Below are 14,912 nucleotides of genomic sequence, written 5' to 3' on the forward strand. Positions count from 1 at the left end.
CCATACATTCATGGAGGTTAATATGCGAACATTATTGAAACAAGCTCCTGCAAGACATTTTCTGCTGCTCATGCTGAGCTGCCTGCTCGTGCTGCCAGCCGTTCTTTTACCAACTGCCGCACATGCTGCATCAGACGCCCCTGCTAAGATTACCATTACGAATACGAATGTGACAGCCGGACAATCGGCAACGGTGCCTGTTATGCTCACCGATCCAGGTGATGGCGTCGGCGCTTACAATATGCAAATTGACTTCGATCCTTCCGTGCTGAGCATTGTCAGCATTACGCCTACGCATGGAGTAGTGGCTCCGGAGGACGGCGCTCCATCAGATACCGGCTATTTCCAGTCTAACTTTGACAACACCGCTGGCTGGGCTCGCGTCATCTGGATCGATTCCACGGGCGGAAATGCGCGCATTAATGATCCAGCCCAACTGTTCGCCATTGAAGTCAAATCGCTCAGCAGCGAAACGACAGGCACTTATCACCTGACTGTAGATACTTCGAACAATGAGAAATGGGCCATCTACCGCAGCTCATCTTACGCTATTCATTCTACCCTTGTGGGTGGAGATATCGTCATTTCGAAGGCTAACTCTGGTTCAGGATCTGGTTCTGGCTCATCAGGCGGTGGTTCCGCAACACCGACTCCTTCTGCAACACCGGCACCTACGAGCACACCAGCTCCGACAACCGCTCCGGTTATCGTTTACATCGACGGCAAGGAGCAGCAATATGCGAACGCTCAAACCTCTGTACAGAACGGACGCACAACGATTCAGCTTGAAGTTGACAATGACAAGGTCATCCAGCAAATCGACACGTCGGGTATCAAGGAACTGAGACTTCCGATTCCGAACAGCACGGCTGCTGTTGTAAACAGCGGACTGAACGGCCAGCTCGTGAAGGAGCTGGAAAAACGCGGTGCCACTGTTAAAATTGAGACGCCTTCGGCTAGCTACACCTTGCCTGCCGGCGACATCAACATTGATGCGATTTCCGCTCAGGTTGGCTCAACTGTCAAGCTGTCTGATATTAAAATCATCATCACCATTGCCGCAGCGGACAATGCTACCGCAAATGCCGTGCAAAACCAAGCGTCCCAGCAGGGTGTAGCCCTCGTCGGCGCTCCGGTCAACTTTGAAGTGATTGCGCAATACAATGGACAAAACATTAGCATCAGCCAATTTAACCATTATGTAGAGCGCTCGATCACTCTGCCTGCCGGCTCCGATGGCTCGAAAATGACAACAGGTGTCGTGCTTGGCGAAGATGGTACGCTGCACCATGTACCGACCTATATTTCCGTTACAGGCAGCACGTATTTTGCCAACATCAACAGCTTGACGAACAGCAGCTATGCGGTCGTTTATGCCCCTGCTTCGTTCAAGGATGTTGAAACTCACTGGAGCAAAAATGACGTCAACGATCTCGGCTCCCGCCTGATCATGAAGGGCGTATCAAGCACAGAGTTCGCACCGAACGCTTCTATTACACGCGCTGAGTTTACAGCAACCCTGCTGCGCGCGCTTGGTATTCATAAGGCCTCTGGCACCACTTCGGTTTCCTTCTCCGATGTAAAGGCAGGCAGCTGGTACGAAAATGAAGTGAAGCTCGCGGTATCCAACAAGCTGATCAGCGGCTATTCGGATGGCACCTTCCGTCCAAACGGTTTGATTACTCGTGAAGAAGCGATGATTATTTTGAATCGTGCTCTTGCTCTTACAACCTTGGCAACAGTCAAAGATGCCGCTGAAATCGACAGCCTGCTGGCTGCTTACGGTGACAGTGCATCGGTGTCCGAATATGCGAAAGCCGCTGTTGCCAGCGCTTTGAAAAACGGCATTGTCCAGGGCGCTGACGGCTCTCTGAACCCGGATTCCAATGTGACTCGGGCGGAAACGGCTGCTATCGTAAAACGCCTGCTTGTCAAAGCTGGACTGATTAACGGCTAAGCTTAATCTGTATGGTTTTAATCAGGCTGCAAAATTCTATCTCTAGAATTTTGCAGCCTTTTTCCTCCGATTATATTTCACAGCCTCGCCCGTTTATATTTCTGAATTTTTACTTGAGGATGAGTACCCAGCTGTCGAAATTTACAGCAACCCAAGCGGTGGTACAATGGTACGAAAATCGGGGCAAATCGGCAAGAGCTTGTACGATACAAGCCAGTGGTCTATGGAAAAATCAAACTTTCTCTATAATTTTAAAAAAAGCTTGCCAACCTTCACCGAACTCGGTAGAATCGACAAGGATTATAGACATAGAACACTTGGGAGGATCAATGGTTTATGGAAAAACGTCATACAATTGGAATTATGGATCGCCCTCCGCTAGGGCAGAGCCTGATGCTGAGCTTGCAGCATCTATTCGCCATGTTCGGCTCCACCGTACTCGTGCCGAATTTGCTTGGCGTCGATCCGGCTGTCTGCCTGCTGATGAACGGAATCGGCACCTTGCTTTATTTATGGATTTGCAAAGGCAAAATTCCTGCCTATCTCGGTTCAAGCTTTGCTTTTATCGCTCCTGCGGGAGCCGTTATTGGCGAGCACGCCGCCGGAGAGCCCGGCAATTACGCTGCGGCACTGGGCGGTTTTATCGCCGCAGGCGTTATTTTCACACTTGTCGCCTTAATTATTCATTATGCAGGAACAGGCTGGATTAACGTCGTTTTCCCTCCTGCGGCGATGGGCGCGATTGTAGCGATTATCGGGCTGGAGCTCATTCCGGTTGCAGCGAAAATGGCTGGCTGGATTATGCCGGATAAATACCCGGACCCAGCGAACTGGAAAATGGACGGTGCTACGGTTGCCTTATCAACGATTACGCTGGGCATAACCGTGTTCGGCTCCGTGCTTTTCCGCGGGTTTATGAAGATCATTCCGATTCTAATCGGAATTGTGTCTGGATATGTCATTGCCTATTGTATGGGTATGACCGACTTTTCTGGTGTGGGGAAGAGCGGCTGGCTGCAGTCTCCTGAGTTTACGCTGCCCATCTTCCAGTGGGCCGCTATTCTTGCCATCGCTCCGGCTGCGCTCGTCGTTATTGCCGAGCATATCGGACATCTGGTCGTAACGAGCAATATCGTGGAAAAGGATTTATCGAAGGACCCGGGGCTGAGCCGCTCCATGCTGGGCAACGGGATTTCCACGATGATTTCCGGCTTTGTCGGCTCCACGCCGAATACAACCTACGGTGAAAACATCGGCGTACTCGCAATCACGAAGGTTTATTCGACCTTTGTCATTGGCGGCGCTGCCGTCATCGCCATTGTGCTCTCTTTTTCAGGAAAATTCTCGGCGCTCATTTCAGGCATTCCGACTCCAGTTATGGGCGGCGTCTCCCTGCTTCTGTTCGGCGTTATCGCCGCATCTGGCTTCCGGATGCTTGTCGAATCGAAGGTCGATTACAGCAAGCCGACTAATCTGTTTCTGACGACAGTTGTCATGGTAACTGGACTCAGCGGCGTCACCATCAAGCTAGGCGATTTCGCCATCTCCGGTATGGCGCTTGCGACAGTCGTAGCGATTTTGCTAAGCCTGCTGTTCAAGCTGTTTGATGTGCTGAAGCTGTCCAACGATCACGAGGCATCTGGGCACTAGAACCAGCAGCAAAGCTCGAAGTAGCAGCGGCTAGTCATTCGTATCAAATTAACTATAAAATGACGCACAAACTAACCATAGTTTGATGCGTCATTTTACTGTAACATCAAAAGGCTTATGGAGGAGAAATGCCTAACGCCCTCCATCCCACTCTTACATAGGATAGAAGCAGAGGAGGGAAACCTTTCATGCCTTCATACCGCATTATCGTTGATCTTTCTGACCGCAGGCTGTATTTGCTTGATGGCAATACGGTCGTAAACGCCTATCCTGTTGGCATCGGCAAAATGCTGACACAATCGCCACTCGGCGAATTTACGATTATAAATAAACAAGCCAATCCCGGCGGGCCGTTCGGCGCTTTCTGGATGGGATTGTCCAAGCCGCATTACGGCATTCATGGAAACAATGATCCTGCATCTATCGGGCGTATGGTGTCGCATGGCTGCATCCGCATGTACAATGACGATGTTGTCACGCTCGCCCATTTGGTTCCGATTAATACCCGCGTGACCATTCGGGAATAAAGATTGGGAAGAACCTGCGGCGGTCAGCAAGCGCTGACCTTCGCCTTATACTAGTAACGTAATTACTAAGCGTTGTACCAATACATAGGATGTTCGTCTACTTGCTCAAAACAAAGCTTATGCGCCACACTTAAGGACTCTATATTATCAGAATGACAACACCAATTTGGTGTCAGCCCTCGATTTAGGCACTCATTAATAAAACGGACACCAACCAACGTTGCCAGGCCTTTTCTTTTGTATTTTTCTACTGTTATGATGTCAATTTCAGCGTAGCCACCTCCAACATAGGGAGAAGAACACACACTGATAATCTTATCGTCTTTTGTCACAAAATGACCGACACCATTATCGATAAATTGTTGGGCCGAATCCCAAACTAATTTGTAATACGAGTAAAAGTCCTCTCTATATTGGTCTGCTATTTCTGGATTTAATCCTTCTTCGTTGAATTCAGGGTTGAGCACAAATGGATAATCGCGATAAGCTTGAAGAAATTTTTCCTTGTTAAAATGAAAATAGGCTCGTTTAATTTTGGCCGCATTGATCAGATTATTTTCAGCCAGCAGTTGTTCCCAATCCGTTGAAAATAAAGCTAGAGCATAAAAATCAATAGGATGGCTATTTTTATTGTTTAGGAACTCGATAACCCCTTCGTTAAAAGGAGCATCGTTTGCAGCTCCTAACAAGCAGTAGAATCCACCAACACTCGTTATTAAAGCAGCTGTAGCATTGTTCCTATCGTTTACTAGCACCTTTCCTGTTTGCAGCTGCTGAATTACCGATAAAGCATAGACCGCTTTATTTCCCACCTTTTCAAGCATTGGATTTACAATATAAAACTCTGCTGCTGTTAGCTCATGCATAGGAACTGCTCCTTTGTTTACAAATCGCTTTACAACGAAGAACCTAAATACGTTTTTCCCATTCCTCTTTCCTACCACTGGTTTAAAAATCTCTTGAAATGGAACGAATCTATGAAACCATTCTAGTCTGTGGTACCCATCCAGTAGAGCGAATATCCGAAAAACGCCTATTCCATCTTAAAATTACACAATGGAATAAGCATTTTGAACTTTTATTAAAATGAGAAATTTTTTACAGATTTCAATTATAGTTTTGAAATAAACTCACTAAATGTATCTGCTACAAAGTATGTAACCGGTTCTAAATCACCTGAATCTTCATGGTTCCAAACACAGACACTAGGATTTTCACTATCCTTCCTAAAATCCAAACAAACAAAATCGCCTGCAAACAAAACAACAATTGGTAAAATATCTGCACCAATTAACTCTTCATTTTCAGTTAATCTATCTTCAAGCTGTGTTAGTGTGACATCTATATCATACATACCTAGAAAGCGATCTATTGCATATTCACGTCCATTACATTCAAAAGCTCCTTCTAGCGTTCTTCCTTCATTATTTTCTTTCAAAAATTCGACAAAATCCTTTGGAAGTTTTACTCGCCAGAACTTTTCTTTTCTCTCAAACAACTCATCAATCGGCAATGGATAAATTATTGTCGCTTTATCTATTTCCACAAAAATACCTTCCCCTACTTAATTCATTACAGGAATGACCCCTTACATTTATTATCTAGGGGCATCTGCCCACATTCCAGTTGTCCTACCACCATTATGAGGAATAATGTTATGAATCCCGAAAGGAACTAGCTCCATTTTACGCTCCTTATCAAATAACTTCTAGTAGTCTTCTGGTAAATAAACCGTTTCTTTAACTACTCCGGCACCAGCAAAATCTGCATATCCATATCTCATGCCTTCGACTTTATTTACTGTAATTTTAGGAATTTGTCCGTTTATGATAGATTGTTGTATAAAAAAGAAACCACAACACGGGCGGATAGCTCGCATTGTGGCATTGTTGGTGTATTGTGCGATCTTTACTATACTTTTAATTGAATAACCGGTGTAATAAAGCCCCTATCCCATTCATTTAAATAGCAACATCTTGATAACCTACTTCAGTTATTTCTTCGTCTAATAAACGAAGTCCAATTCCATTTTCCACATCCCACGTACATTGAAATAGTACTCCCATATCGCGACCTTCATAAATACCTGCATATGGAACAACAATTGAATCTAAACTTATCATTTCAAGAAGTTTATCTGTTGTTTCTACCAACGGATAATTCTCATCATATGCAATATCATAACCCAACTCATGCCGCTTTTCTTGGTAGTATTCTAAAATAGGTTGCAATAGGCTTTGATGCAATTGATCCCAACTTTTCATTAGTGATTGATACGCCTTATACTGATCTTCTTCGAATTCTCCATCTTCGTCCCCTTTAACAATAAGGTCTATATCCACTACTGTTCCAAAAAAATTAATTGTGGTGGCTTTAGACCAAATGTAGTCATACTCAAGTTCACCAAAAATTGGATCGTTTATTTTCATTATTAAAGCTCCTCTTTAACGTTTATTGGCAAATCCTTTAGGTTCAAAGGCACCTGCATTTATCTCTCCAACTCCGCCAAGATGACCAAATTTACCGTTTATAATAGTTGGAATAAGTTGAATGATTTTACCGTCATTTAATTCATGCCATGTTAATTTGTTTTTATCTCTGTATTTATTTATATCTTTCCCAGTAATCTTACCAGGCTCCATCCCAAATTGATGTGCTAATTCAGGGGATTTATTGAGCTGATTAGCCAACTCAGCATCTGCTTGAGCAAAATTATATGTTCTTGCTTTTCCACCAAAGTTTTTCCCATTAATAATTTTTCCACCTAGCATATATTGAATTTCTAACTGTGCTTTTGCAACTGGTGAAAAGTCAGGAACTGCATTTTTATACTGTATACCATCAATTCCAGCTTCGTCTAATATCTTCTTTATATTAGGATCAGGAGGTGGCTTTAGGATCGCTTTAGACTCACCCCTTTCTCCTTCAAAACCAATTTTCGGGTTATCTGGAGCTGGTGTTTGCTTATACCTTGCTTCGTATGAACTTGCAAATTCAGTTTGCTTGAAGGCAGGTGGAGTATCATCAATCTTACCCGTCCCCTCAGCCTCTCGCTTCAGTCGATCCATCTCTTCCAGATACCGCTTCTGCACGTCTGTTTTTGGAAGTTCAATTAGCGACTTGTTGTTAGGAAAAGAGTCCATGAATTGGAACCCTTCAGGGGTCACAAGCTGATTGCCAAAGCCTAATCCACGGCCACTTCCTGCACCCTCCGGTTTGACCGCTGGACTTTTCGGTACCGTTGGTTCCATCCCTCCTGGTGCCTTTATTTTAACCGAGAACAATAAGCCGAGCACTCCGATTACATCCTGCACATGCTCCTTGGAATTCGGATTTTCCGGTGCAAACGCTCCCTGCACCATCCCCGTTAGACCCAGGCTCAAATAATCCAAATAGGCAGACACCGACTCATTCCGATTCGCCGTTCGATCTTCATGTTCCTTCCATAGCGCCCCAGGTACACTGATCAAGCCCATTGTCGCGTTGTTAAAAAAATCATAGACCGAGTCGTTGCTCTTGTTCGCTCGATCAACGTGAGCATTGTATAAATCCGTCGCCACTTCAGCTATGCTATTTCCGGTTTGCTTAATCGCAGCGCGTGAATCTCCTTGAGCTGCACCCTCGCCAGTTCCCCCATCAGACCCATCATAAAGAGATAACGTGCGTTGTGCAGCAACGGCACCTGTTTGAAATAACTCGTCATAGTTGCTCAAACGACTTAATATTCGCTCATACGTTTGCGTTACACTCGCCTTTAACTCAAATTTTTCTTCCCTTTACATTTACTTCTTCCCAAAGTCAATCGACTCCGTTGCCGTCTGAATAGAGACGTTTCCTCTATGATTTTCAAACGTTTAGGGATTCATCAGCAACTTGTTTCCTACTCAAAAAAATGCCTATTCCATCTTAAATTGCACGATGGAATAGGCATTTTGAATTTCTATTAAAATGAGAAAAAAAATTTTAAGATTTTAATTATAGTTTTGAAATAAACTCACTAAATGTATCTGCTACAAAGTATGTTACCGGTTCTAAATCACCTGACTCTTCATGGTTCCAAACACATACACTTGGATTCTCTCTATCCTTCCTAAAATCCAAACAAACAAAATCACCTGCAAACAAAACAACAATTGGCAAAATATCTGCACCAATTAACTCTTCATTATCAGTTAATCTATCTTCAAGTTGTGTTAGTGTGACATCTATATCATACATACCTAATCTATTTTCTCTGGGTGTTTGAAGTAAACATAGAAAGCGATCTATTGCATATTCACGTCCATTACATTCAAAAGCTCCTTCTAGCGTTCTCCCTCCATTATTTTCCTTTAAAAAATCAATAAAATCCTTTGGAAGTTTTACTCGCCAGAACTTTTCTTTTCTCTCAAACAACTCATCAATTGGCAATGGATAAATTATAGTCGCTTTATCTATTTCCACAAAAATACCTCCCACTACTTAATTCATTACAGGAACGGCTTCTTAAATTTATTATCTAGGGGCATCTGCCCACATACCAGTTGTCCTACCACCATTATGAGGAATAATGTTATGAATCCCAAAAGGAACTAGCTCCATTTTACCAGAAATCTCCGTATGGTGCCAAGTCATCCCCTCTTGATGACCTCCAATCTGTTCATCAAGCCATTTAAATTGCTCCTTATCAGATAACTTCCAGTATTGTTCTGGTAAATAAACAGTTTCTTTAACTACACCGGCACCAGCAAAATCTGCAAATCCATATCTCATGCCCTCGACTTTATTTACTGTAATTTTAGGAATTTGTCCATTTAAGATAGCTTGTTCTTTGATAAGACGCTTTTGTTTTAATGTAAGACTTTCTGAACCTAATATATCTTCGTTCCAAGACCAGAACTCATTAGAGTTCACTCTCTCTGCATAAAGTTTAGCATAGTCATCAAGTACATCTTGAAACTTTTTTGTACCATTAATAAAATCATTTATATTTCTTAAATTGATTTCGCTTATATTCTTATTACCTTTCCCCGTCCCCTCAGCCTCTCGCTTCAGTCGATCCATCTCTTCCAGATACCGCTTCTGCACGTCTGTTTTTGGAAGTTCAATTAGCGACTTGTTGTTAGGAAAAGAGTCCATGAATTGGAACCCTTCAGGGGTCACAAGCTGATTGCCAAAGCCTAATCCACGGCCACTTCCTGCACCCTCCGGTTTGACCGCTGGACTTTTCGGTACTGTTGGTTCCATCCCTCCTGGTGCCTTTATTTTAACCGAGAACAATAAGCCGAGCACTCCGATTACATCCTGCACATGCTCCTTGGAATTCGGATTTTCCGGTGCAAACGCTCCCTGCACCATCCCCGTTAGACCCAGGCTCAAATAATCCAAATAGGCAGACACCGACTCATTCCGATTCGCCGTTCGATCTTCATGTTCCTTCCATAGCGCCCCAGGTACACTGATCAAGCCCAACGTCGCGTGGTTAAAAAAATCATAGACGGAGTCGTTGCTTTTGTTCGCTCGTTCTACATGAGCATTATATATATCCGTTCCCACTTCAGCTATGCTATTTCCGGTTTGCTTAATCGCAGCCCATTCCACTGATGCTTGGTTTTTTAGCACGCTCCAGTAGATCTCAAGGCTTCGCATCGAATCCTGCCCAAACTTCTCCAGCATGCCCGGCTTTTCCTCGACGATAACTTCCTTTGGTGGGGGATCGTATTTGCTTAATGCCTGCATGCTCTGCAAAATCGTCAGCACGTTCAGCAGCCCGCTTTTTACTTGCCCCTGCTGTACATCCGTTACTAATCCTCCAGCCGCTGTTCGAATCGTTTGCTGCAGCGCATGAATTTCCTTGAGCTGCACCCTCGCCAGTTCACCTGCCGGACCCTGCGTTTGCGCCATCATCACCATAAACAAATAACGTGCGTTGTCCGGCAGCGGCACCCGTGTCGTCAGATCCCCTTCCAGCGCAAACGATGGATCATAGTCACACGCCAGTAGCGGCACCTGCTTGAAATAGCTCGTCATATTCACATTTGGGGCAAAATAGCTCTCTGCTACGCCAAGCGCCTTCAGCTTCTCCCGGCTAATCTCCGCCTGCTTGTGCATCTCCGCCATCAGCAGATGGTTTCCGAACTGCTTGTACACCGCATACGCCGTCTGCGCCTTCGCGATCAGATCCCGCTCCGCGAAGATCGCCTCCAGCTTCATTTCCGCATCCAGCTTCTCTGCTGCTGTCGAACCTTGGAGACCTGCGATCCGCCGAAGCTCCTTCACCAACGGATCGCTCGACCAGCGGTCCCGGCTGGCTTGCGGCAAGATTCGGTCGATCAGGTCCGTCACCATCGGACGGAAGGTGACGGGTACGGGCGTGTAGCTGCCGCCGCCTGTCGTCCCTACCCGCTTCAACAGGTCAAAACGCTCCAGCCCGCTCAGCCCCTTCGCCAGCTGCTTCGCTTCCTGCGCCGCTTCCGCCTGCACCCGCTCGATGCCCTTCAGCGCTTTGCTGATCACTTCCGTCATCTGCTCTGCTTCCTGCGTCAAGCCCGTCAGCTGCCTTTGGATTTGCTCCAGGCTGCTCAGCATCGGCAAAGAGCGATCCCAGCTCGCGATCTTCCCGCTCACCCGCCGTCGCAGCTCATCCGTGTCTGCCCCGATTTGAATCATTCGGCGCTGCAAATTCCTCACTTCATCTGGTTTAAATACAACCTGCTTTCCAGCCATTGTACACCTCCTTGCCCACTCGTTCTATCTCCCCGTGCCTTGGAAGTCGTTTCCCACTGAGAAATACTTCTTTCTTATATGAAATATAAGAACTTTATTTCCAATTAATTACCTTACTCATTATCACATTTAAATACCTAATTTACCACATATTCTTGTATATATTGTACGGGATAGCGATTGTTAAACACAGTCCTTGTAGTTTAAAAGAGAGAATTAACAAGAATTATTAGCTATACCCACGCAAAATTCAATTCGATTTCATGTATGTATAAATTTGAGAACTGTCAGTAGCTCTGAACCTAGTTTTATGTGCTCCCCCCTTTTCTACCCTATCCACGCTGCAAAAAACAATTCCTCACTGCTCCAAAGAGGTGATTTTCAGCTTGTCATCAATAAAGTCCAGCACCTGCTGCAAATCCGCTATTTGCCGCCGAATTTGCTGCTTATGGTTCAGCATTAATTGCACCAGCTCGGGGTAATCCGACGGTATATTGATGAAGGACACACCTATAAACGGTCTTATTTCGTCTAGCGACATACCTGTTTTTTTCAAGCAAACGAGCATTTTCATCGTTTCAATGTCCTTTTCACGGTAAAAACGATGGGTATTGTTTTTACGCTCCGCCTGCGGCAAAACGCCGATCTTCTCATAATAACGAATGGTATCCTCCGACAAGCCGCTTTGTTCCGCCGCTTCTTTAATCGTGTATTTGTTCTCACTACCTTGTACCCTCTTTATTTCCGGCGTAGTCTTTCCTTCCAGTACTTCCTTTGCTTCCGGCATCCCGCTTCCCCCTGTTTCAACCTAGATATAGAAAGCGTAACAAGGTTTCGGAGAAATTACCAGTTCATAAGCTGAGGTGCAATCCCTAAGGTAAAACCTTACAAAAAATCACTTTTCAACCGATAATACTATTTAGAAAGCTCCATTTAAGGGACTACATTCACAAAAACACTAAAAATAAGAAGGGCTGAGATACACATGTCTATTGTTCGTCGGACGTTCATTTGTCTTTTGCTTATATCGACTATGACTGGAGGAATAACGGCTTACGCCGATTCATATAAACCAAATGGTCATTGGGCTGATATGCTACTTCAATGGGCGAGCCATGTAAAAATAATGGAGGGGTATTCCGACGGAAGCTTCCAGCCGGACAGGTTAATAAGCGAGGCAGAGTTTTTAGTCGTCTTGTATCGAGCTTTTGATGTCCGGCTAGACAATCATCCAATTAGCACAGCCTATCAGCTTGCGAAAAGCTGGAACCACCCCATTGTTGGTTATTCCAAGCCTGCCCTGAGGTCAGTATCTATAACGCAAGGTCAAGCAGCAGCCATTATCGCATCAGCCAGAGGAGTCCACTACGAGGGTAATAATAATATTATATACTTGCTCGGGAATGGAATGGGAAGCAGCCCTGATGCCACATTATCGACTTTTCAACCTGATGCTGCTTTAACACGCGCAGAAGCGATTCAATGGATAAGACAATTGACAGTTGCGGGTATGCTTGACATTAAAGAACGGCCGAAAGCACTTTCCGAACTCGGCAAGCTGCCTGATCCTGCAACTGCTCCCAAGGCGCTGCCTTTATTCAGTACTCAACCTGTTACAAGAGCAGATTTTGATCTAATTGGAAATAATCCAGCTATGGGCGTAAAGCTTTGGGAAAGTAAACAGGCCATTGACTCTCGCTTTGGTGAATCACAGCAGGCCGGTATGATTAAACGCAACCAATATTCCACTTTCACGGTTCATTATAATAAAGCAGGCCAAGTGGACTCGTGGAATATAGCTAGCGATAAAGACCATTTGGAAGCGAGCAAGCTCTTCTCAACTTATAAAGGCATTGTATTGGAAAAAAGTACGATATCGGATGTTCTACAGCAATACGGAACAGCCGGATATTCAAGTCCGGGTAGTGCCTTTTATTTTTATGAAGAAGCAGAGGATGGCAGCTATACGCCGTTGGCCCCCGCTTTCAGTAGATCACAAACTTTAAACGAAAAAAAGACCTACACCATCTACTTTAGCTTCAATACAGAGACTTCAAAAGTCGATTTTATAATGGTTAGTTGGCTGCCAAATGCATTGGGGAACTATGACTACAATTAACTCTTAATGCTTGCAGCATAAAAATCCCTCTTGATTGATTCAAGCCTCCTCCATAGTTGTGTATGAGGAGCTGGATATCGCAAGAGGGAATTTATTGTTTTGGTCTATTAGATTTTTGTGCTTGACCTGTATTAGTAAGCCAACCAGCCCGCATCTGCGGTTACAACCGTACCGTTAACGAAGCTTGCGTCATCAGAAGCGAGGAACAGGGCAACCTTAGCGATTTCCTCCGGCTCGCCCGTACGCGGGTTAAGACCCATGCCTGCCATGACGCGCGATGCTCCGAAGGGGTTAGGCTCATTAATCGTCGTCGAAATATTCGTTTTCACACCACCTGGTGCAATCGCATTGCAGCGAATGCCGAGATCGGCATATTGGAACCCAATATTTTTCGTGAGGCCCACAACGGCATGCTTGGAAGCTGTATAAGCAGCGCCCGCTCTAGAGCCTTGCAGACCTCCAGCAGAAGCAACATTGACGATAACCCCACTCTTTTTCTCGGTGAAAAGAGGCAGCACTTTCCGGATCGTACGCATCGGTCCTGTTGTATTAATCGCGAATACCCGCTCCCACAGCTCGTCTGTTACGTCCGCCGCTGGAACAAAGTTGTCCATAATTCCCGCATTATTTATTAAAATATCCACTGTGCCGTAAGTTGCTACGGTCGTATCTATTAATTGATGGACATCTTCTTCTTTGGCAACATTGGCAGCGATGGCAACCGCTTGTCCACCACTTGCTTCAATAGCAGCAACAACCGTTTGTGCAGCTTCTACGCGAAGATCCGAAACGACAACCTTAGCTCCTTCTGCTGCGAACAGCTCCGCAATCGCTTTACCCATACCTGATGCTGCGCCAGTTACGACAGCCACTTTTCCTGTTAGTCTCACGGTTCATTCCTCCATTTTGAATCAGGGATACAATAAACACATGCTCATTACTTAAGCATCTGTTACTTCGAGTATAATAAAGTGTAGAAACCGCTGACAATCAGCAAAAAAACCGTATTTGCATGGTAACAGACAAAAACCGATTTTATGTCTATGAACACTTCAAGAAGGTGGAGCATAATGTCCGAAAACAACCAAAAAGTCGACCGTCGAACTTTGCGCAGCAGACGCGCTATGCGGGAAGCGCTGCTCACTTTGATGGCGAATAAGCCATTCCAAGCGATCTCCATTACGGATATAGTAGAATGCGCTGGCTACAACCGGGGAACCTTTTATGCCAATTATGATAGTAAAGAAGCGCTGCTGGATGAAATTACGACTGAGCTGCTGGATAAGCTGCTGCAATCGTTTCGGGCACCCTACGAGCATGTCGAGTTCTTTAACGTTAGTGAGCTGCCTGCCCATGCCGTCACGATTTTCAATCATATTTACGAGCATTCGGGCGTCTACACGATTCTTATGAAAAATGATGTACTGCCCAATATGAAGGAAAAAATGCTTCATGTCCTTAAGGAAATTTCGATGGCAGAGCTTTTTGATCCTACGGTTGATATTGATTCAGAGCTGCTAGCCACCTATAGCATGAGTTCTGTGCTTGGTCTCGTATGGCACTGGATTGAAACTGGCTTTAAGCATCCACCTGAATACATGCAGGAACAGCTCGTTAAAATCATTAATTTGAATCCTATCCATGCAAATATGGCGCGTACAGGAAAGCAGCCCAAATAGCTGTGCTAACAAAACGCTTCCTTATTTAGCTAGAATGAAACAGGCGCAGGAGCATTTTCATCACATGCCCCTTGCGCCTGCCATGTCGTTCCCCGCACCCTCCATCTTCCAAGCGGAGAATACCCATAAAACCACCCTCGTAAAAACTTCTTTTCCACTAATTCTTAATAAATTATTTTTCCTCCACTATAAATCATAATTAAACAGACTTTCCCAAACTTTTTTGCAAGCGATTACATTTTAGCTTTATTTAAAATCAAGATTTTTCAAAATAA

General features: G+C 44.8%; 14 protein-coding genes. 5 read left to right on the forward strand and 9 right to left on the reverse strand.

Translation table 11 applies throughout. The annotated features are described in order from the left end of the window. The first annotated feature begins 22 nt into the window (after window positions 1-22). The 3 genes from MHB80_RS25650 (at window position 23) to MHB80_RS25660 (ending at window position 4,134) form a co-directional block, all read left to right on the forward strand. Window positions 23-1,957 carry an S-layer homology domain-containing protein gene (locus MHB80_RS25650; RefSeq protein ID WP_341279616.1) on the forward strand — a complete coding sequence of 645 codons (1,935 nt, stop codon included), beginning with the start codon at window positions 23-25 and terminating at the stop codon, window positions 1,955-1,957. A gap of 336 nt (window positions 1,958-2,293) precedes the next feature. Further along, complete coding sequence (uraA, locus tag MHB80_RS25655; RefSeq protein WP_341279617.1) at window positions 2,294-3,607, forward strand: uracil permease; 1,314 nt, start codon at window positions 2,294-2,296, stop codon at window positions 3,605-3,607. A gap of 188 nt (window positions 3,608-3,795) precedes the next feature. Further along, entirely contained in the window at window positions 3,796-4,134 is a 339-nt protein-coding gene (locus MHB80_RS25660) for a L,D-transpeptidase (RefSeq protein WP_341279618.1), read from the forward strand. 65 nt (window positions 4,135-4,199) lie between these two features. Here MHB80_RS25660 and MHB80_RS25665 read toward each other — a convergent pair whose 3' ends face one another. From MHB80_RS25665 to MHB80_RS25700, 8 genes are all read right to left on the reverse strand, one after another. Next, window positions 4,200-5,000 (reverse strand): GNAT family N-acetyltransferase, encoded by an 801-nt coding sequence (locus MHB80_RS25665; protein ID WP_341279619.1) that lies wholly within the window; start codon window positions 4,998-5,000, stop codon window positions 4,200-4,202. Between the two features lie 245 nt (window positions 5,001-5,245). Beyond that, complete coding sequence (locus MHB80_RS25670; protein WP_341279620.1) at window positions 5,246-5,680, reverse strand: SMI1/KNR4 family protein; 435 nt, start codon at window positions 5,678-5,680, stop codon at window positions 5,246-5,248. A 51-nt stretch (window positions 5,681-5,731) separates the two neighbouring features. After that, window positions 5,732-5,818 (reverse strand): HNH endonuclease, encoded by an 87-nt coding sequence (locus MHB80_RS25675; protein ID WP_341283077.1) that lies wholly within the window; start codon window positions 5,816-5,818, stop codon window positions 5,732-5,734. Between the two features lie 277 nt (window positions 5,819-6,095). Further along, complete coding sequence (locus tag MHB80_RS25680) at window positions 6,096-6,563, reverse strand: DUF2004 domain-containing protein (protein WP_341279621.1); 468 nt, start codon at window positions 6,561-6,563, stop codon at window positions 6,096-6,098. Window positions 6,564-6,578: 15 nt separating this feature from the next. Further along, a complete protein-coding gene (locus tag MHB80_RS25685) occupies window positions 6,579-7,847 on the reverse strand; it encodes an HNH endonuclease (RefSeq protein WP_341279622.1) in 1,269 nt (422 codons plus the stop codon). A gap of 262 nt (window positions 7,848-8,109) precedes the next feature. Next, window positions 8,110-8,577: an SMI1/KNR4 family protein gene (locus MHB80_RS25690; RefSeq protein WP_341279623.1), complete on the reverse strand. Its 468-nt coding sequence runs from the start codon at window positions 8,575-8,577 to the stop codon at window positions 8,110-8,112. A gap of 51 nt (window positions 8,578-8,628) precedes the next feature. Continuing rightward, window positions 8,629-10,839 carry an HNH endonuclease gene (locus tag MHB80_RS25695; protein ID WP_341279624.1) on the reverse strand — a complete coding sequence of 737 codons (2,211 nt, stop codon included), beginning with the start codon at window positions 10,837-10,839 and terminating at the stop codon, window positions 8,629-8,631. Between the two features lie 358 nt (window positions 10,840-11,197). Next, window positions 11,198-11,626, reverse strand: coding sequence for a MerR family transcriptional regulator (locus tag MHB80_RS25700; RefSeq protein ID WP_341279625.1), 429 nt, complete (start codon window positions 11,624-11,626; stop codon window positions 11,198-11,200). A gap of 198 nt (window positions 11,627-11,824) precedes the next feature. On the opposite strand from MHB80_RS25700, the gene MHB80_RS25705 reads away from it, so the two are divergent. After that, the gene (locus MHB80_RS25705; protein ID WP_341279626.1) at window positions 11,825-12,958 is read left to right on the forward strand and encodes an S-layer homology domain-containing protein; all 1,134 of its coding nucleotides are present in this window, start codon (window positions 11,825-11,827) and stop codon (window positions 12,956-12,958) included. Between the two features lie 131 nt (window positions 12,959-13,089). On the opposite strand, the gene MHB80_RS25710 is transcribed toward MHB80_RS25705, so the two are convergent. Further along, window positions 13,090-13,848 carry an SDR family oxidoreductase gene (locus MHB80_RS25710; RefSeq protein ID WP_341279627.1) on the reverse strand — a complete coding sequence of 253 codons (759 nt, stop codon included), beginning with the start codon at window positions 13,846-13,848 and terminating at the stop codon, window positions 13,090-13,092. A gap of 180 nt (window positions 13,849-14,028) precedes the next feature. Between MHB80_RS25710 and MHB80_RS25715 the strand changes: the two genes are divergently transcribed. After that, complete coding sequence (locus MHB80_RS25715; protein ID WP_341279628.1) at window positions 14,029-14,637, forward strand: TetR/AcrR family transcriptional regulator; 609 nt, start codon at window positions 14,029-14,031, stop codon at window positions 14,635-14,637. The last annotated feature ends 275 nt before the right edge of the window (window positions 14,638-14,912 follow it).

This window comes from Paenibacillus sp. FSL H8-0537 (assembly GCF_038051995.1).
Classification (GTDB): domain Bacteria; phylum Bacillota; class Bacilli; order Paenibacillales; family Paenibacillaceae; genus Pristimantibacillus.

What these genes read in the sequence shown, in the direction of transcription:
- MHB80_RS25650 (WP_341279616.1), top strand. Translation starts at nt 23, where the DNA reads ATGCGAACATTATTGAAACAAGCTCCTGCAAGACATTTTCTGCTGCTC.
- uraA (WP_341279617.1), top strand. Translation starts at nt 2,294, where the DNA reads ATGGAAAAACGTCATACAATTGGAATTATGGATCGCCCTCCGCTAGGG.
- MHB80_RS25660 (WP_341279618.1), top strand. Translation starts at nt 3,796, where the DNA reads ATGCCTTCATACCGCATTATCGTTGATCTTTCTGACCGCAGGCTGTAT.
- MHB80_RS25665 (WP_341279619.1), bottom strand. Translation starts at nt 5,000, where the DNA reads ATGCATGAGCTAACAGCAGCAGAGTTTTATATTGTAAATCCAATGCTT.
- MHB80_RS25675 (WP_341283077.1), bottom strand. Translation starts at nt 5,818, where the DNA reads ATGGAGCTAGTTCCTTTCGGGATTCATAACATTATTCCTCATAATGGT.
- MHB80_RS25680 (WP_341279621.1), bottom strand. Translation starts at nt 6,563, where the DNA reads ATGAAAATAAACGATCCAATTTTTGGTGAACTTGAGTATGACTACATT.
- MHB80_RS25695 (WP_341279624.1), bottom strand. Translation starts at nt 10,839, where the DNA reads ATGGCTGGAAAGCAGGTTGTATTTAAACCAGATGAAGTGAGGAATTTG.
- MHB80_RS25700 (WP_341279625.1), bottom strand. Translation starts at nt 11,626, where the DNA reads ATGCCGGAAGCAAAGGAAGTACTGGAAGGAAAGACTACGCCGGAAATA.
- MHB80_RS25705 (WP_341279626.1), top strand. Translation starts at nt 11,825, where the DNA reads ATGTCTATTGTTCGTCGGACGTTCATTTGTCTTTTGCTTATATCGACT.
- MHB80_RS25715 (WP_341279628.1), top strand. Translation starts at nt 14,029, where the DNA reads ATGTCCGAAAACAACCAAAAAGTCGACCGTCGAACTTTGCGCAGCAGA.